Here is an 18,877-nt window from a genome sequence, read left to right as displayed (position 1 = left end):
TTTTTTTGTATAAATTTGGTTTTTTGAGCGAGCTCAAAACCAAATTTATACAAAAAAAGCCTACACTATCGTGTAAGCTTTCCATTCTTAAGTGACCTTGACTGGATTCAAACCAGTAACCTCTTGAGCCGTAATCAAGTGCGCTATTCAGTTGCGCCACAAGGCCTATTTTGTGGGTGCAAATATAGGTATAATTATGTAATTTGCAAATGGGAAATCAAAATTAAATCTATTTTTTTGTAAATCTTATCCCGAAGTCTCGGGACTGAATCAAAAAACTTAAATCAACAATCTAGTGCTCTTACAGTTACATAATAGCGATAACCGATGATTACCATTTGCCATTTCTTGGCTTTGGCCAAATCCAAGCGGTTTTTGGTAAAACTGGGAAGGAGAAGCTTGTTTATTTGGGCTAGGATTTTGAACATAGATCAAATTTTATTGTAAATGTAACAAAAAAATTAATTTAGACTGTTTTCCGCTCGCAACAATTGTGTGAAGTTTATTTCTGTAATAATTTTCTAATTTCTGTAGCCAGTTTCTCTAAATTGCCTTCTGCATTTCCTGTTGATACATATTTAATTACACCGTTTTGGTCTATTAAGAAATTTTTGGGAATTGATTGAGTTGCATATTCATTCCATATAGTTTTGTCAGGGTCAATTCCGATATTAAAATTAATGCCATCCTTTTTCAATTTCAACACCTTTTTTAATACAGTTTCTTTATTTTCTCCGCTAGAGATTGCTAAAAAAACAAAATCATTATTTTTAAATGGCTCGATAATCTTCGCTGGAATATCATAAAATTCCATTAGACAAGGTGCGCACCAAGTTGCCCAAAAATTTAAAAGTACAATTTTACCTTTCAAGTCTGAAAGTTTTATTTTTTTTCCATCAATCAATTCTAACGTAAATTCTTTCGCTAGATCATTTATATTTAAAATATATCCTTCATCTTTATTGAAACTATTATTTTCAACTACTTTGGTTTTAGTTTTTTTATCGTTTTCTATTTTTTCTTTTTCAGTATATAGAGCAATCACTATTACGAATTCCTTATCCCCAATTTTATTGCCAAACTTCTCAAATAGTATTGTTCTTTCATCATCTGATACACCTTTAGACATTGATTTAACATATCCTTGTTTTCCATAGAAACTATTTCATTGTTGATGACAATAACGTATTCAGGTTTTTTGGCGACTTTTTCTTGTCCATACATTAAATGGATCGAAGAAATTAAAACAAGGAAAAATATTTTTTTCATATTTATTGTTTTTTAATAATGTTTAAAATAAAACTACCTATTTTATAATTTCAGTAAGTTTCTGTTTCTAACCCGATAACACAGAATTGCAATCTGTGTCCAAGCCATCGGGATGAAACAAAAAGATCTCCCCTAATAATTGTTTTTATTTTCATTTACATTTATTAATTGGTTATTTATAGCACTTGGCAAAGGATGTTTTTTGATTTGTTCTTTCCAGTATTCTGTGTTGTAAAAACTTAAGTCTTTATCAATATAGGGTTTGCTTTTTTCTGGTATTTTATCATTATAAATAATTTTGTCATCAATAAAAATTTCATTTATTGTTTCTACAGCATTAAATTTTCCTTTAATTTTAGTTTTAATCAATGTTTTTTCACTAGAAAACGAATATGATAAATGTCTTATATCTCCATTATCAATCCATTTTTCAATAACATTATAGCTTCCTGAAAATTTCCAAAAAAGAAATTTTATTGTTTCTTCTCCTTCAAAACTTTCGTTAATATTAATTTCAGTTGAATTATTGTTTTTATCTTTAATAGCAAAGCCAACATTTTTATCTTTTTTAAAAACAGAATACAAATTATCTTTTACCGATTCTAATTTGTATCGTTTCCATCCTATTGTCAAGAGGTCTCTTTTTGGAATACGATAATTTAAATAACTTTCGAATCTAGAAATACTTATTATCCTAGATTTTGGTTTAATGCTATCTGTTTTGAAAGTTCTATATTCTGTTGCAAAGTTCTTAATCCCAGTAACAAAGTCATTATACTTCAAGGTGTCATAAGGAATGTGGTATTCAATTAAACCATCTCCATATTTCACAAGTTTATTGTTTACTAATTTCCAACTTCTTACATATCCTTTTATGGTAAAATATTTTCCAGAAAGTTTTTTTATTATTATTACTGGTTTCAACTCATAATTTTCACTCTTTTCTAAATAAACAGTATTAGGAATTTCATCAATTTTATACTCAATTGGCAAATAATCAGAATCGTAAATCATAATGCTTTTAATACCTGATTTTTGAAAAAAGCCTGACTCAACTTCAAATTCGCCTTTTGAATTTGTATTCCCAATAGAGCTACCATTTTCAGAAAGAAGTTGTACTCCTGCTAATGGTTTTTTATGCACAGCATCTAAAATTATAATTTTAGTGTTTTGAGAATAAGAGAAAAAAGAATAAAATAGAAAAACAATCTTTATATAATTTTTCATTCGAGTTATTTTGTTGCTTAAATATGGTTTTCTTTTCGACCCTAGTTGACTTATGGAGAAATCTTGTGGGTTTTTTGTTATTTGACATTTCTATCTGTTTTTGTTTGTGAGTGCAGAATACACACAAACATATCACCCTTACGAAGTAATTCCGAATTATAGAATAACTGAAATGTTTGAGTAATCAGGCTATTTTTTTAAACTTTCTGCAATTAAAGCATCCAAACTTTCAGGAGAAATATGAAAATTGGGAGATACAAAATTTCCATTTTTATCGATTACAACTTTAGATGGAATACTCTCAATTTTATACTTTGAAACGATTTCATCTTTGAAATCATATAAAACATTAAAAGTATATTTATTGTCACTAATGAACTTCGTAACTTTTGATTGTGTTTCTTTTGGCTCGCCTTTTTCCCAAACATCCATAAACAAAAATACGACATTATCATTTTTATATTTTGTAATTAATTCTTGCATACCTGGAAAGGAGGCACGACACGGACCACACCAAGTTGCCCAAAAATCTAAAACCACTACTTTGCCTAAATAGTCGGACAATTTTACATTCTTGCCTTCCAAATTTGAGAGTGTAAAGTCTATTGCTTTTTCAGTACCAAATGTTTTTATTAATTCATCTTTTGCTTTTTGCGAAGCAGTTTTTGAAGTGTTTTCTTTTATTTTTTCAAATTCACTCTCAGGAAGATTTAAGGTTTTATAGATGTTTTGCAATTGGTTAAGCATCACTTTCGAATCGGTTCCTGCAATCAATTGTTTTTCTAAATATTCTTTAGTAAATTCTAATCCTTTTACTTTTTCCATATATGCAGCATATCTTTCTTTTCCTCCTGTATCAAGTCCATCTAGTTTCGAAATTTCGTTTTGGAGTTGAAATGCCAAATCATATTTTTTTTGTTTGTAAAGAATTAAGGCATAAGTATCTGCATACATATTGTAACTTCCTTGAAGTTGAAATTGATTGCCATTCTCTTTAGAGTTATTCATACTTTCCTTAACAAAATCCAACGATTTTTTAGAAATTTTCTCTGCAAAATCAATTTCTTTGGCAGGTGCATTTAACTCTTCGCCGACTAACTGCCAAGCTTCATTATTATACATTCCTGTTATAAATAATTTATCTGAAATCAATTTTTCATATTTTTCAATGTTTATTGTATCTCTATTTTTTGCATAAAATGAGATTATTTGAGAATAAAAATTATCATCTGTTTGATTAGAATGGTCACTGAAAATTGCATTATATTTTTTTTGTGATTCTAAAGTTGAGTTAGCTGTTCTAGTTCTATCGTTATAATAAGAATACCAAAAATTACTTTTAGCTAATTCTCCTGTTGGATAACGCTCTAAAATTTGTTTTTCTAAAACAGCAGTTTTTTCAATATTTTTTAAATTCGAATAAATGGAATAAGCTTTTGTTAAATCTTTTTCCTCTTTACTCTTTTCTGATTTTTCAGCATATTGAGTCAATTTTGGAGCAGTTTCCTCTTTATTTGTCTTATATTTCAAATTCAAATAATCCAAATAATTATCCGTTTCCTTTAATTTTGGGTTTTGTTTAAACAAATCCTCATATTGAGCAATGATTTCCTCTGGAGTAATTTTTGTTTTTAGCATATAATTAGCGGCCCAAAAAATACTCAATTGAGATAATTTTGCCTTTTCTATATCTTTTTTCGTTTTAGTGTTTAGATAAACCACGTATGCTTTTTCGGCATTATTATCAACGGTTTTGTTTTTGCTGTCAACAATGGCAAGGAATAAAACACTGGTTGAATCAGGAATTTTTGTAGAAAATTCATAGTCTGCTCCCTTTTTTAACAATGGAACATATTTGTTTTTAAAAGAACCTCTTTTACCTCCAGAAAAAACAATGGCAACTAAAGAATTATCCGGAATTGCAATTCCATCAGTCAATTTATAAATATATCCGTTTTCTTCTCCAGGTTTGAAGTCGGCGTTTTTAAGTTGAATTTTTCCGTTTTGAGAGAAAGAAAAGTTGAATACTAACAGAAAAAGTAAAATAATTGATTTTTTCATAGGGTTGTTTTTTAATAGTTTAGTGTTGTTTGTAATTTAATTGTAGAAAAAACTACTGAATTCAGTTGACTTTTCTTTTTTATTCTGAGAATAATTTTGATTTCAATGCAACTCTTGCTTTTTCAAGTTCCACTTTTGCTTGTTCTTTTTTGGCTTCCATTCTTTCCAAATTTACTCGAGCTTCCCAAATTACTTTATAAGTTTTTAGCCATTCCTTTTTGGATGCAGCAGTTTCTTGATTGTCGTTTTTTATTTTACTTTTGTCTTGAGTTGCTTCCTTTTTTGCTTTGGTTGACGAGAATTTAAAAAAATCAACATTTTCTTTGGTACTAATTTCGATAGCTCCGTTTTCGCCATCTTTCCCATATTTTTCTTGGGCTTCTTTTTCTTTCAAAAAAGTCGTACTTAATATTAAACTGTTGTCAATATCATCAAAATCTGCCCTAGTAGCATTAGTCCTTTTCCCGTTGACGATAATGATTTGTTTTATGTTTTTTGGTACAAATTTTACTCTCGATTCTTTTGTGTAAATTTCGATAACACCATTCCTTCCATTTTTACCATATTTTTCTTCGGCATCGATTCCTTTTAAAATGTTTATGGCTGCAATTTTTTTTGAGTCTATATCATCAATATTTATTTGAGGATTTGCTCTTTTTCCATCAATTATAATGATTGGCTTTTCATTGTTAGCATTTATTTTTGTTTTAATGATTTTGGTAGTTCTCTTTGTTGTTGGTGGAGGAGGTGGCGGAATATCATAATGGTCAAATTGATCGGTTTTTTTCCAGTTTTCTTTGTTCATAGCTTCACCAGAAACGCTAAATCCAACAATTTCATTATTGTTTTTTTGTTTACCTATAAAAATCATAAATGGTTTTATAGGTTCATTGCCGGAACGTTTATAGGTGTTTTTTTTCTTATTTGGAGATGTAATGTAAACTTTCAGAGCAATTATTTCTCCTTTTATATTTCTTTTTATTTCCGAAAAAAGGATGTTGGTTTTGAATTTATTTTTGAAAATTTCTATTTCAGAATTGATGGCTTCATTGGTGGTTTCTTTCGTAACCTGAAAACTTCTATTGATTTCGTCAATTTTTATAGTTTTGGTTTCTTGAGATAGCTTTTCCTGTGCGACAACTTTTACCTGAAAGAAAAATACAAATGCTCCCAATATTGGAAGCACTAATGCGTACTTCCAGGAATTCCTTTTGTTTGATTGAGTTATGTTTAACATAACGATTCGTTTTTTGATTAATGATTGATAAAAATGATTGGTAATGGCAACACAATTCTCGTGTGTCGTTATTTTTAAAAGCGTGAATTGGTACGCTTTTTTGTCGGATATGATTTTAGAAGCTTCACTGTCGGCGATGAATTCCAGATTTTGAACGATGGCTTTTTTGTACAACCATACAAACGGATTGTACCAAAAAAAGACACAAAACAATCTCGAAATAAGTACATCAACCGTATGATTTTGTGAGCTGTGTACTTTTTCGTGTTCCAATATGTTTTCTAATTCCGTAGTGCTGTATAAGGATGAATTATAGACGATATAATCAAAATAGGAAAATGGAGAAATATTTTCGGTTACGTCAATAAATTTAAAATCTGCTTGTTGTTGAATGGTTTTGCCTTTTAAAACCTTGGATAAACTATAAAAATCCAAAACGAATTTTATCAAAAATACTATTATTCCAATTCCGTAAATAATTCCAAAAACTAAATACCAATTGATTTCAAAATTGTCATTTTCGATAGTGGTTGTTACTGGAATTTTCGACCAATCAATATTTGCTGGGCTAGGGTCAACCCAGATTATCTTTTTGAAAACCAGCAATGGCAAAAGAACCGAGGTGATTAATCCAGATAATAAAAACCAACGATTGCTATTGAAAAAAGTTTCTTTTCGTAACAAAAGAAAGTAGGCCAAATAAAACATTCCAATAAGACCACCGGATTTGACAAGGTAAATGAATAGCGTTTCCATACTATTGCTTTTTTTCGATCATGGCTAAAATCTCGCGTAATTCTTCGGCTGAGATCTTTTCTTCTTTAGCAAAAAAGGACACCATATTTTTATAGGAACTATCGAAATAGGTATCAATGGCCGTATTCATAAACCGCTTTCTGTAGTCTTCAATTTTCACAACAGGAAAATATTGGTGTGTGTTACCAAAAGCATTATGAGACACAAAGCCTTTTTCTTCCAGGTTTCTAATGATTGTAGACAGCGTGTTGTAATGAGGTTGGTCTTCGGTGATTTCAGCCATTACTTCCTTTACAAAAGCTTTTTTTAGCTTCCATAAAATTTGCATAATTTTTTCTTCTTTGTTGGTGAGTTTTTGCATAGTTGTGTAATTTGAAATCAAACGTACAACTATTATTCTAGTTATACAACTATATTTATAGTTATTAAACTAAAATTTAAGTTCAGGATAAAAATTGTGGTTTTAAGGGGATTATTCCTTTTCCGCTCGCAACAATCGCTGCAACCAAACACAAAATAGCATCGCCACAATCCCGAAACTTCCCATCACAAACCAGTTGGTTCCATAACCATAATGCCCAATGATTTCGAGACCAAGCTTTGAACTTACAATATGTGCCAAGCTAAAACTCATCGTGTACAAAGCCATATAGCGTCCTTCCTGACCTTTTGGTGCTCTTCCCATAGCGAATGCATTCGAAAACGGAAAAGAAAATATTTCGCCAAAAGTTACTATTATGATTCCAATAACCAAAATTCCAGCCCAAGCATCCATCAGTAAAATATAAAAACTGATTGCCATTAGAAAAGAACCAAAAAATATGATTTTTATTCTGTTAATTTGTTTTCTTTCCAGTAAACTGACCAATGGCATTTCGAACATAAAGACCAAAATTCCGTTCAATGAAATCAATAATCCCGTTTTAAATTCGGATAAGTCAAAATGCTCGTGATGGAATAGGGGTAAAGTGGTGAAAATTTGGAAAAACAACATCGCGCTGGTGAAACTGATAAACAAGAAAACCCAAAATGGTTTGTCCTTAAATATTGATTTTACTACAACGGGTTCGCTTGATGTTTGATGAAGTTCCGGTATTTTTTTCTTCTCTTTTACTAAAAAGGCAAATATCAAAATGGCCAAAATACAGGTGCTGCCATCAATCCAAAACAATCCTTTGTATCCAATTCCCAAAATTATAAGGCCACCAAGCATCGGGCCAGCGGCAAAACCAAAATTGATTGCCAACCGGATTAATGACAAGGCGCGAACCCTGTTTTCAGGTTTTGCATAAACTCCCAGCGAAACAAACATTGCTGGTCTGAACATATCCGAAACCGACATAATGGCAAACACTCCGAAGCACAAACCCCAGAAAGTGGTGATATATTGCAATACAAAAAATAGAATTCCGCTCGTAAAAAGACTGAAGACCATTATTTTGTAAAACCCAATTTTATCGGATAATTTGCCGCCCAGCCAAGAGCCAAGCATTGAACCAATACCAAACGAAACCATAATCCAGCCCACTTGTCCATAAGTAAAATGTAAATTTTCCTTCAAATATTTGGACAAAAACGGCAAAACCATCGTGCCCGCCCTATTGATAAAAGTGATAAGTGCAAGAATCCAAACTTCACGTCTAAAGCCTTTGAAGTTGTTGATGTAGCGGCGGAGAGCGGTTTTGAGCATTGTGTGAATTTCTATTTTGCAAATCTACAAAGTTTTTCAGGAGCTATTTCCAGCTTTCCACTATATCTTTTTTATCCCGAAAAGGATCGGGATAAAAAAGGATGCCGTTTTAATCTGGGCTAAACTTATCAGGAATCATCATAAAAAATTTAAAAATCCGTGAAAATTTGTGCAATCTGTATTTAATAAATTATTTTTGCCCAATGCAATTCTTCAATTTACATACTCACAAATTCACGAATCAACCGGAAGTATTGGAATTGGTCAATCAATATCCGCAGGAATTTGATGCCGCAATTCCGTTTTATTCCATCGGAATTCATCCTTGGTATATCGATGAAAAAAGGTTGGAAAATGATTTGGAAACGATAGAAAGTAAATTACAGGAAAAAAAATGTCTTGCCGTCGGCGAATGTGGATTGGATAAACGCATAGAAATTCCGTTTGATTTACAACAATTGGTTTTCGAAAAACAATTAATTTTGGCCGAAAAACACCAAAAGCCAGTCGTGATCCATTGCGTTGCCGCTTTTCAGGAAGTCATCGAAATCAAGAAAAAATTGAATATCACGGTTCCAATGCTAATCCACGGATTTTCAAAAAACGAACAAGTCGCCAAACAATTGATTGATAATGGATTTTACATTTCGGTTGGAAAATATTTATTGCGAAATCCAGAATTGGAAACTGTTTTTAAAAGCATTCCTAACGATAAGTTTTTCTTGGAAACTGATACGATTGCGGAAGGAATTCAGGAAGTTTATGCATTGGCGGCGAGATATAAGGGATTAGAATTAAATGAATTGCAAGAAATTATAAATAAAAATTACAATAAAGTTTTTGAAAATATGGGACTCGAGACCGTAGGTCGAACAGGCATAGCATAATCCGCGTTTTTGTCATCTCGAGCGCAGTCGAGGGAAGCAAATCCGTTTTTATCTGTGTTCTGAAAAAATATTATATGACTATCCGTTAATGATACCAAAAAATATTTTTGCCACGAATTTCACCAATTTTCACTAATTTTTATCAAAAAACAGGTGAATTAAACTTGAATTCGTGTTAATTCGTGAAATTCGTGGCGAATAAAAAAGAGATGGTCCGCAAAGCGGACAGTCATAAAACATAGAACTTAAAAAAAAGAGGATGAGATTGCTTTGCCACGTGCCTCGCAACTCCTCGCAATGACAAAATGGGAGAATGGACAGAAAGAGCGGAACTTTTATTTAAAGCCGAAGGATTAATGAAATTGAGAAATGCCAATGTTTTGGTCGTAGGACTTGGAGGCGTTGGTTCCTTTGCTGCCGAATTTTTGGCAAGAGCCGGAGTGGGAACAATGACCATTGTTGATGGAGATGTGGTCGATATTACGAACATAAATCGACAGTTACCTGCTTTGCATTCGACCGTGGGAGAACCCAAAGTTACCATCGTTGGCGACCGATTGATGGATATAAATCCAGAATTGAAACTGACCAGAGTTCAGGAATTTTTATCGCCAGAACGTGCTTTCGAGGTAGTTTCGGAAGAATTTGATTATGTTTTGGATTGCATTGACAGCGTAACGCCAAAACTGAATTTAATCATTGCCGCCAAAAGAAAAAGAGTAAAAATTATTTCCTCAATGGGAGCAGGAGGAAAGATGGAAGCTTCCAAAGTAAAAGTTGCCGATATCACCAATACAGTGAATTGCTTTCTTGCCAAAACGATACGCCGCCGATTAAAAGAAGTAAAAATTGATAAATTAAAAGTTGTTTTTTCATCGGAAATTCAAGATGATGCCAGTTTAAAAATGACCGATGGATCCAATTACAAGAAATCTTTTTATGGAACAAACAGTTATATGCCGGGATTATTCGGTTTATATGCTGCCGAAACCGTGATTCGATATTTGCTTAAAAAAAAGTAATCAGTTGTCATCTCGAGCGCAGTCGAGAGACAGTCACAGTTTGTAGACGATAGAAATTTTAACCTAAAATAAAAAATAATAATAATACCCAACACCCAAATGATACAAACAGTAATTTTCGATATGGATGGCGTAATTGTTGACACGGAACCCGTTCATAGTTATGCTTATTTTCAACATTTTGAAGAATTAAATATTGAAGTAACCGAAGAAATGTTTACTTCATTTATGGGGAATTCAACCCGAAATACATTTCAAAAATTGAAAGAACTATTTCCTATTGGCCACGATGTCGAGGATTTAATTCAGAGAAAAAGAGACTTGTTTAATGACGCTTTTGACAATAAAGAAGATCTGGAATTATTGGAAGGTGTAGAAAAATTAATCAAGGATTTGCATCAAAAAGGGATGCAGTTAATATTAGCTTCATCAGCTTCGAAAGTGACGATTGACCGTGTTTTTACACGATTTGGATTGCATCAGTATTTTACCCATATCGTTAGCGGGGAAGATTTTCCAAAATCAAAACCACATCCAGCGATATTTGAATATGCGGCTGGTTTATCTATCGCTTCTAAAGAAAACTGCATCGTTATTGAAGACAGCACCAATGGAATTATAGCCGCAAAAGCGGCAGGTATTTTTTGTATTGGCTACAATAGTGAACATTCAAAATTGCAGGATTTATCACTGGCGGATGTTGTTATTAATCATTTTGATGAGTTGAGTTTTGAAAAAGTGGCTCGGTTGTGATTTCAAATTATGCAATAATTTGTACATATAATTAATTGAATTTGTAAATTTGAAAAAACATCTAAATCTTATACTATGAAAAAAATAATTTTTGTTTTGGCAATGATGATTGCTAATTATGCTATTGAGGCACAAGTAAAAACACCTCAACAGAGTCCTAAGTCAACATTGACACAGGTTGTAGGTTTAACCGAAGTGGAAATTAATTATTCCAGACCAAACGCTAGAGGCAGAGCTGTTATTGGAGATTTGGTACCTTTTGGAAAATTATGGAGAACTGGAGCCAATGAAAATACCACAATTTCATTCAGTGATGATGTGATTATTGACGGCAAAACGTTGGCAAAAGGAAAATATGCCATTTATACTACTCCAAAAGCCGATAATTGGGAAATAGTTTTCTATTCGAAAACTGATAATTGGGGAAATCCGACAACTTGGGATGAAACAAAAGTAGCTTTGCGAACCAATGCAAAACCTGAAACGCTGGATCGAAAACTTGAAAGTTTCACCATTGGAATCAGCAATTTGGATGCTAATTTTGCCTATTTAGAAATGTCTTGGGAAAATACATTAGTTGCCATTAAGTTTGAAGTTCCAACGCAAAAAAACACATTGGCAAGCATTGATAAAACATTAGCAGGGCCAAGTGCAGGAGATTATTTTTCATCTGCCCAATATTTGTTTCAATTTAGCGGAGATATTGTTAAAGCACGAACTTATATAGACAAAGCTTTGGAAATGAATACAGACAAACCGTATTATTATTTCCGTTTAAAATCATTGATTCAAGCCAAACAAGGTGATAAGAAAGGAGCTATCGAAACTGCGAAAATTTCGCTTGCAGCAGCCGAAATCGCCAAAAATCAAGATTATGTAAAAATGAATAAAGAGAGTATTGCGGAGTGGAGCAAGAAATAACGTTTGCCATTAAAAATAGATAAATCCCGTCCCGATTATTTCGGGACGGGATTTTTTTATTTAGGGAACCTCTAAAAACGGATAAGTTTTTTTAAACTGCAGACTATTTGTGTCTTACAAGCATGAAACCGTTCAAAAGACACCGAGATTACGGATTTTTCGATCAAGATATTCAACTCACCAAACTAAGTTAACTTGGCAACCCATTAGAGAAACTAGTATGGATAGTAAACGAAGTGAAAATTATTGACGCCAGTTTCATAGAAGTTCCAAAACAACGAAATACCAAAGACGAAAATAATCAAATAAAAAAGGAGAAACTCCCAAATCATTTGATGAAAATCTGAACAAAAGAAAGCAAAAAAATATCGATGCAAGATGGAATCAAAAAAACAATATAAACTATTTTGGAGACAAAAACCTTATCAAAATTGACGCTAAAAGTAAGATAATAACCCAATACGAAGTAACATCGGCTAATGTTCGCGATTATCAATCGATTGATAACGAATCAAGTCAAAAAGATGTGGAGAAATATTAAAAAGGAAAAGAAATACTGCCTCTTTAATTAAAGGAGATTAATTCAATTCCACCTGAAATCCGCAAGCCTGAAATCATAAAGTCTTGCGGATTTCAGGTTTTACTAAAAATAATTGAACTAGTTTAAGATTTAATTGATTTTATAATGTAAATTACTGATCAATGACAAGATTTTATAAAAAAAAAGAGCTGCGAAATAAACTCATAATATTGCTTTTTAATGTTTATTCTTAAACTTGTTTATTGTTGGAGAACCGGAAGAACATTACCTTTGCCTGAGGTATTATATCATACCAAATTAGCGTCAGACAAGACTTTTTTCTAAAGAGTCGGCCCAATGCAGCAAGCTTTTAATGTTCAGCTGTTGCTTTGCTGACCAGAATCGGGGAAAAGGGGGTGTAATTTTATTAAATTTGCAGTCAAAGCCAATTAGGCCTATAACAATACAATTGCACATTAGTTTATTTTGAGGATGAGGAGCATTGCAAAATAAAACTTATGTTTCAAGTTAGGTAATAACTACCGGGCAATAATAATCAGAAATTTATAAGATGGATTTAAAGCGTTTAGAGATCAAGAAAAACATTCGAAAAGTGGAAGATAAAAATTTATCTTTCCGGGTTTTTGATTTAAATACAGCACATATTGAAGACTATCAGCAACCTCATAAGAACGATCATTTTTGCATTATCATCGTTGAGGCAGGAAAAATTGATATTCAGATCGAGGAAAAAATACATTTTCTCAATGCAGGAAAAATTTCCATTATATTTCCCGAACAGATTCACTTTACCTCGAGTAAAAGCGAGGATTTAAAGGGCAAAATTATTTTATTTGAAGAAGTACTGTTTTGTTCTGATATACTCAAAAATGAATTAAGTGCCTACAATGTAAATCTTTCCGCCAATCTTAATTGTACCGCGCTCTCTAATGAGGAATTTGAACAGGGGCTTGCTCTTGTAAAAAACATCCAAAGTATTTATAACAATCCCAGCCTTGTTAAAAAAGAGCAGGCTCGGTTTTATATCAAAGTATTTCTACTAGGGCTCATAGAAGCTATACATGGCCAGCATCCCATATTACACCAAAAGACAAACCAGCATGTATATATTGGATTTAAAAAACTCCTAAACCAACAGTTTAAGAGCGAGCGTACCGTTCAGTATTATGCCTCAAAACTTACAATCACTCCTAAAAAACTTAATGAAATATCAAAAAAACACTGTGGCGAAACGGCAATTAATGCGATTCATAACAGGATCCTGACCGAAATCAAGCGCCAATTATTGTTTTCCGATCGCTCACACAAAGAAATTGCATTTGATCTGGGGTTCAGTTCCCCTTCTGCACTCAATAAATTTGTGCGAGCAAAACTCAAAGAAACGCCGACGGAACTTCAGAACGAGCTGGCGCAAATTTATACTGCATAATCCTGTTTGTATAACATCCTCCCTTCCAGACTCCTTTATCTTTGCATCAATAATTAATCTTATTTCAAAGAGGAGCAAACTATTTATTGCTGCAGAGGTATTCCATAATCCGGGAAGCCTCAAAAGCAGTCTTTCTATTTTTTTTGCGCCCTTTTTTAAATGACCACTGTAAGAATTTGAAGTATCGGCACCAAGAGTGACCTGCTTATAAAAAAATGAAATACAGATGACTAATTATAATTTGATAAGTGAGAATTTACATTACTTGTCATAGAGGGGATTTATGACCCTATGGCAAGAATCCGGATTGAGCAAAGAGGACTTATGGCCAAAACACGCCAATTCGGAATAACTTTTTTTTAATAATTAATTTTTTAAACATTTTAGAGATGACAAAATTACAAGTCGCAATTGATTTACTTACAACAGAGGCTGCGTTAGAGCTTGCCGGTAAAGTGGCACCTTACGTAGATATTATTGAATTAGGAACTCCCCTTATTAAGGCAGAAGGACTTAGTGTAGTAACAGCAATGAAAAAAGCCTTCCCTAACAAATTAATTTTTGCTGACATGAAAACGGCAGATACAGGGGCTTTAGAAGCAGAAATAGCCTTCAAAGCCGGAGCAGATTTAGTGACTGTAATGGGGACTGTAGATGATGCTACTATTAAGGGAGCTGTTGAAGCAGCTAAAAAATATGGTAAAAAAGTCGTAGTGGATACCATTGGAGTAAAAGACAGGGTAAAAAGAGCACAAGAAGTAATTTTTTTTGGTGTTGCTTTTGTTGAATTACACGCTGGGCTTGACGAACAAGCATTACCGGGATACTCTGTACAGACTTTAATTAATGAAGGAAAACAGGCAAAAGTCCCATTCTCAATAGCAGGAGGTGTAACTATTGATACCATAAAAGAGGTTGTTGCCGCTGGTGCGGAAGTAGCCGTTGCCGGTGGTGCTATTTATGGTGCCACAGACCCCGCAGCAGCAGCTAAAGCATTAAAAGAAGCAATAATTAGTGCTACTGCAGTATTATAATATTTAACATTAAAAGGCTGGACTTTACGCATTGGTCCGGCCTTTTATCTTTTACAGCTGCAGCGCATTAGAACTTGCATGTAATACTGCCAGGTCTGGCTGTATTTAAAAAGAACGAACGGCAAAACAAAATCAGATTATCGGCTAGATTCTGTTGCACAAATCCTGTAATTAATAGCTTTAATGCAGATCCTGGAGTAGCTCCGTAGATTAAAAAATGGGGCACATGCGTAGTGCCATGCAGTGGCAAAGAATACAAACAATAATAAATTTAGTAATTGAATTATTTATGAAAACATTTGATTTTGGCATTGTTGGTCTTGGCGTGATGGGCCACAACCTGCTTTTAAATATGGCCGACCAAAAATTTGCCGTGGCAGGTTTAGATTTAGATAAAGATAAAGTCAATTGGCTTGAGCATGAAGCCAATCCAGGACATATTATCAAGGCAACAACAGTTGCAGAGGAATTTGTCAGCCTTATGAAGAAGCCCCGTGCCATCATGCTGCTTGTACCAGCTGGAAAGCCGGTCGATAGTGCAATTCAGAGCCTTTTGCCGTATTTGGATAAAGGGGATATTCTAATTGATGGTGGGAATACTTACTTTACTGACACAGACCGCAGATTTGAGCAATTATCAGCCAAAGGGATTCATTTCTTTGGAATGGGTATTTCCGGAGGTGAAAAAGGGGCCCGATTTGGTCCAAGCATGATGCCGGGAGGTGACAAACAGGCTTATGAGAGACTTCGCCCTATTTTTGAAGCAATAGCTGCAAAAGCCGGCGCAGATCCCTGTGTGGAATACTTAGGAAATGGGTCAGCGGGCAATTACGTTAAAATGGTTCATAATGGGATTGAATACGGTATCATGCAGCTTATTTCAGAAATTTATGATCTTATGAAACGAGGATATGATCTGGATGACGACACGATTCAGAAAATTTTTGAAGACTGGAATTCAACCGAACTTCAATCATTCCTTATTGAAATCACCGGGCAGATTCTTAAAAAAACAGATCAGGACGGCATCAGGCTGGTCAACATTATATCGGACTGGGCAAAATCTAAGGGAACTGGAAAGTGGACTTCTCAGAACGCTATGGATCTGCAGGTTCCTGTACCGACCATTGATGCTGCGGTAACGATGCGTGATATGTCTAAGAACAAACCCGAAAGAATTCAGGCCGCTTCAAAATTGGTCTGGAATACGGAACATGATAGTTTCGATCTACCTGTGACTATTGAATTACTCAAAGGAGCTTTGTACTTCTCTACTTTGATAACCTATGCACAGGGTTTGGCGCTGTTGGGCAAAGCTTCAATAGAATATAATTATGACCTAAAGCTGGAAACAGTGACAAAAATATGGCGTGGCGGCTGTATTATTCGGGCTGCAGCCCTTGAAGACTTTCGGGCAGCATTTGCTAAGAATCCGCAATTAAAGAATATACTACTGGATGCTGAGATTGCCCAGAAGATCAACAATAATCAAAGGGATATACGCGAGACTGTGCAATTTGCCGTGCAAAAGGGAATTCCTGTCGCGGCTCTTATGAATGCTTTAGCTTATTTTGATGCTTACCGGTCGGAGAATCTTCCAACAAATCTTATTCAGGCACAGCGGGACTACTTTGGAGCGCATACGTACGAACGGATAGATGCCCCAGGCATCTTTCATACGAATTGGAATGAATAATAAAATTTAAATCAAGCAAAATGAAGAATGTCAAAAATATTAAGCCTACCACCATTCTTATCTTTGGAGCGACAGGTGACTTAGCAAAAAGAAAGCTTTTTCCGGCGTTTTTCAATCTCTATCTCGATGGTCACATGCCCGAATATTTTACCATTATGGCATTAGGTCGGGCAGAGAGCAGTGACGAGAAATTTCGCAGCTATGTTAGAGAAAATCTCAACGAATTTTCCAGAAATAAAATAACTTCTGAAGAAGATTTTCAGAAATTTGCTTCAAAAATAGAGTATTTCCAAAATGATATCGATGAGGAAGAATCCTATCAAGTGTTAGCGCAGCGCTTGAATGAAATTGATGAGACTTTTGGGGAACGTGCCAACCGTCTTTTTTACCTGTCGATAGCACCAGCTTTTATTGAAACGATCGCCGTTAATATTAAAAAACTGGAATTGGCTGCTAATGCGCAGCAAGACCGCATCATTATTGAAAAACCCTTTGGATATAATAAAAGTTCTGCTGTCCTCCTCAATGAGCTACTCTCCCAAACCTTTAAAGAAGAACAGATTTACCGTATAGATCATTATTTAGGCAAAGAAACGGTGCAAAATATCCTAGCTTTCCGCTTTGGGAACTCCATGTTTGAGCCACTATGGAACCGCAACTTTATTGATTCGGTCCAGATCACCGTAGCTGAAGAAGTTGGGGTGGAAGATCGCGGCGGATTTTATGAAGATGCCGGTGCATTAAAGGATATGATGCAAAACCACATGCTTCAGATTTTGTCTATGATTGCCATGGAGGCACCTACCTCATTGGAAGCGGATGAGATCCGAAACCGTAAAGCGGATGTCTTAAGAGCCATCCGACGCATAAGTCCGCAGGAGGTAAATCATTATACTGTGAGAGGCCAGTACGAAACGGGTTCAATAAAAGGGAAGCCTGTAACGGGATACACACAGGAAAAAGGAGTTGCGGCAAATTCGACTACCGAAACCTTTACAGCAATGAAATTTTACCTGGATAATTGGAGATGGCAGGGTGTTCCTTTCTATGTCCGCACGGGAAAGAGAATGCAGGAAAAACAATCTTCGATTATCATTCAGTTCAAAGCTGTCCCTCATTCTACTTTTTCTAATGGTACTGATGGTTTGACCCCTAACCGGTTAATCATCAATATTCAACCCGCAATGGATATAAAGTTGCAGTTTATGACAAAAAAACCAGGGTTGTCGCTTTCATTGAAACCTGCAGAAATGATCTTTGATTATTTTTCATGCTCAACACAATCACCGGAAGCTTATGAAACCCTACTCTTGGATGCTTTGTTGGGAGATCCTACTTTATTTATGCGTTCGGATCAGGTTGAAGAGGCTTGGGACGTGGTTGATACCATTCAGCAGGCCTGGGAAAATGATGAATTATTAAGCTTCCATAAATACGAAGCTGGAAGCTGGGGACCTCAAGCGGCAGATGACCTGCTCGCGCGACAAGGTCATTTCTGGGCATCCAATATTGTATAACAATGTAAAATAAAAAATTCAAGGTGATAAGTATTTTTAATAATAAAGCAGAAATCGCTGCCCAGGCAGCTGATATCTTTGTATTAGCGGCACAAAACGCAATACAGGAACATGGAAGGTTTGTTGTAGCACTGACTGGCGGGTCATCGCCTGCTGATATCTATAAGCTTTTGGCTATGCCGGATTACAAGGCAAAAATAGATTGGAATCATGTCTATATTTTTTGGGGCGACGAGCGTTGGGTTGCTCTTGAGGATGAGCGAAGTAATGCAAAAATGTCTTCCGATTATCTTTTAGATCATGTTGCTATACCAAAAAGCAACATATTTCCTATGTATCACAACAAGAGTACTCCTGAGGATTATGCATTGCAATACGAGGAGTTCATTAAAAATATTGCAGGAGAAAACGGGATATTTGATCTTATTTTATTGGGAATGGGAGATGATGGTCATACAGCTTCACTTTTTCCGGGTCAGGACGTACTCAAAGAAGAAGTAAAATGGGTATCGGCATATTATCTGGATTCTCAAAGCATGTATCGTATTACATTAACGGCACCCATTATCAATAGGGCTAAACAAATTATTGTTGTTGCTTTTGGTGAAAAAAAAGCAGCGGCCTTAAAGGAAGTTTTGTATGGCGACTATAATCCGATGCAATATCCGATGCAATTAATTAAGCCCGCTCAGGGAAAATTGTTATTTCTTACTGACAGAGATGCTGCAGGTACAGATCAATAAGAGCAGCTATTGTTACAAAAATAATATCGAAAGATTTCTCAATATGACCTCTGTAATGACAATGTTATTCTTTACTTAGGGTCTGCTGAAAAAC

Annotated in this window: 17 protein-coding genes and 1 tRNA gene; 9 read left to right on the top strand and 9 right to left on the bottom strand. The window is 34.5% G+C overall.

Features of this window, described 5'->3' with window-relative positions:
- Positions 1 to 92: 92 nt before the first annotated feature.
- From B2145_RS06375 to B2145_RS06335, 9 genes are all read right to left on the bottom strand, one after another.
- Positions 93 to 166: transfer RNA gene (locus B2145_RS06375), tRNA-Arg, on the bottom strand.
- 118 nt (positions 167 to 284) lie between these two features.
- On the bottom strand, positions 285 to 428 hold the full coding sequence (locus B2145_RS06370; RefSeq protein ID WP_291099829.1) for an SsrA-binding protein: 144 nt from the start codon (positions 426 to 428) through the stop codon (positions 285 to 287).
- Between the two features lie 74 nt (positions 429 to 502).
- Positions 503 to 1,129, bottom strand: coding sequence for a TlpA family protein disulfide reductase (locus B2145_RS06365; RefSeq protein ID WP_291099827.1), 627 nt, complete (start codon positions 1,127 to 1,129; stop codon positions 503 to 505).
- Complete coding sequence (locus tag B2145_RS06360; RefSeq protein WP_291099825.1) at positions 1,048 to 1,269, bottom strand: hypothetical protein; 222 nt, start codon at positions 1,267 to 1,269, stop codon at positions 1,048 to 1,050. The genes B2145_RS06365 and B2145_RS06360 overlap by 82 nt, the downstream gene beginning before the upstream one ends.
- Before the next feature lie 132 nt (positions 1,270 to 1,401).
- Positions 1,402 to 2,496, bottom strand: coding sequence for a hypothetical protein (locus B2145_RS06355; RefSeq protein WP_291099823.1), 1,095 nt, complete (start codon positions 2,494 to 2,496; stop codon positions 1,402 to 1,404).
- Positions 2,497 to 2,685: 189 nt separating this feature from the next.
- Positions 2,686 to 4,557, bottom strand: a complete 1,872-nt coding sequence (locus B2145_RS06350) for a TlpA family protein disulfide reductase (RefSeq protein WP_291099820.1) — start codon at positions 4,555 to 4,557, stop codon at positions 2,686 to 2,688.
- Positions 4,558 to 4,636: 79 nt separating this feature from the next.
- Complete coding sequence (locus B2145_RS06345) at positions 4,637 to 6,550, bottom strand: M56 family metallopeptidase (RefSeq protein ID WP_291099817.1); 1,914 nt, start codon at positions 6,548 to 6,550, stop codon at positions 4,637 to 4,639.
- Between the two features lies 1 nt (position 6,551).
- Positions 6,552 to 6,911, bottom strand: a complete 360-nt coding sequence (locus B2145_RS06340) for a BlaI/MecI/CopY family transcriptional regulator (protein WP_291099814.1) — start codon at positions 6,909 to 6,911, stop codon at positions 6,552 to 6,554.
- A gap of 111 nt (positions 6,912 to 7,022) precedes the next feature.
- On the bottom strand, positions 7,023 to 8,240 hold the full coding sequence (locus tag B2145_RS06335; protein WP_291099812.1) for an MDR family MFS transporter: 1,218 nt from the start codon (positions 8,238 to 8,240) through the stop codon (positions 7,023 to 7,025).
- A gap of 203 nt (positions 8,241 to 8,443) precedes the next feature.
- Here B2145_RS06335 and B2145_RS06330 point away from each other — a divergent pair, with 203 nt between their 5' ends.
- The 9 genes from B2145_RS06330 (at position 8,444) to pgl (ending at position 18,783) form a co-directional block, all read left to right on the top strand.
- Entirely contained in the window at positions 8,444 to 9,127 is a 684-nt protein-coding gene (locus tag B2145_RS06330) for a TatD family hydrolase (RefSeq protein WP_291099809.1), read from the top strand.
- A 305-nt stretch (positions 9,128 to 9,432) separates the two neighbouring features.
- The gene (locus tag B2145_RS06325) at positions 9,433 to 10,149 is read left to right on the top strand and encodes a tRNA threonylcarbamoyladenosine dehydratase (RefSeq protein WP_291099806.1); all 717 of its coding nucleotides are present in this window, start codon (positions 9,433 to 9,435) and stop codon (positions 10,147 to 10,149) included.
- A gap of 99 nt (positions 10,150 to 10,248) precedes the next feature.
- A complete protein-coding gene (locus B2145_RS06320) occupies positions 10,249 to 10,902 on the top strand; it encodes an HAD family hydrolase (protein WP_291099803.1) in 654 nt (217 codons plus the stop codon).
- A gap of 75 nt (positions 10,903 to 10,977) precedes the next feature.
- The gene (locus B2145_RS06315; RefSeq protein WP_291099800.1) at positions 10,978 to 11,823 is read left to right on the top strand and encodes a DUF2911 domain-containing protein; all 846 of its coding nucleotides are present in this window, start codon (positions 10,978 to 10,980) and stop codon (positions 11,821 to 11,823) included.
- A 1,091-nt stretch (positions 11,824 to 12,914) separates the two neighbouring features.
- On the top strand, positions 12,915 to 13,793 hold the full coding sequence (locus B2145_RS06310) for an AraC family transcriptional regulator (protein WP_291099797.1): 879 nt from the start codon (positions 12,915 to 12,917) through the stop codon (positions 13,791 to 13,793).
- A 389-nt stretch (positions 13,794 to 14,182) separates the two neighbouring features.
- Entirely contained in the window at positions 14,183 to 14,827 is a 645-nt protein-coding gene (hxlA, locus tag B2145_RS06305) for a 3-hexulose-6-phosphate synthase (RefSeq protein WP_291099794.1), read from the top strand.
- Between the two features lie 289 nt (positions 14,828 to 15,116).
- On the top strand, positions 15,117 to 16,523 hold the full coding sequence (gene gndA / locus B2145_RS06300; protein WP_291100199.1) for an NADP-dependent phosphogluconate dehydrogenase: 1,407 nt from the start codon (positions 15,117 to 15,119) through the stop codon (positions 16,521 to 16,523).
- 20 nt (positions 16,524 to 16,543) lie between these two features.
- A complete protein-coding gene (zwf, locus tag B2145_RS06295) occupies positions 16,544 to 18,040 on the top strand; it encodes a glucose-6-phosphate dehydrogenase (RefSeq protein ID WP_291099791.1) in 1,497 nt (498 codons plus the stop codon).
- Positions 18,041 to 18,063: 23 nt separating this feature from the next.
- Positions 18,064 to 18,783 (top strand): 6-phosphogluconolactonase, encoded by a 720-nt coding sequence (gene pgl, locus B2145_RS06290; protein WP_291099788.1) that lies wholly within the window; start codon positions 18,064 to 18,066, stop codon positions 18,781 to 18,783.
- Positions 18,784 to 18,877: the final 94 nt, after the last annotated feature.

Origin of the sequence: Flavobacterium sp. UBA5153, assembly GCA_002413745.1 — a bacterium.
GTDB lineage: Bacteria > Bacteroidota > Bacteroidia > Flavobacteriales > Flavobacteriaceae > Flavobacterium.
The sequence above is the reverse complement of the archived record's forward strand: the minus strand, read 5'-3'. Positions and strand labels throughout refer to the sequence as shown.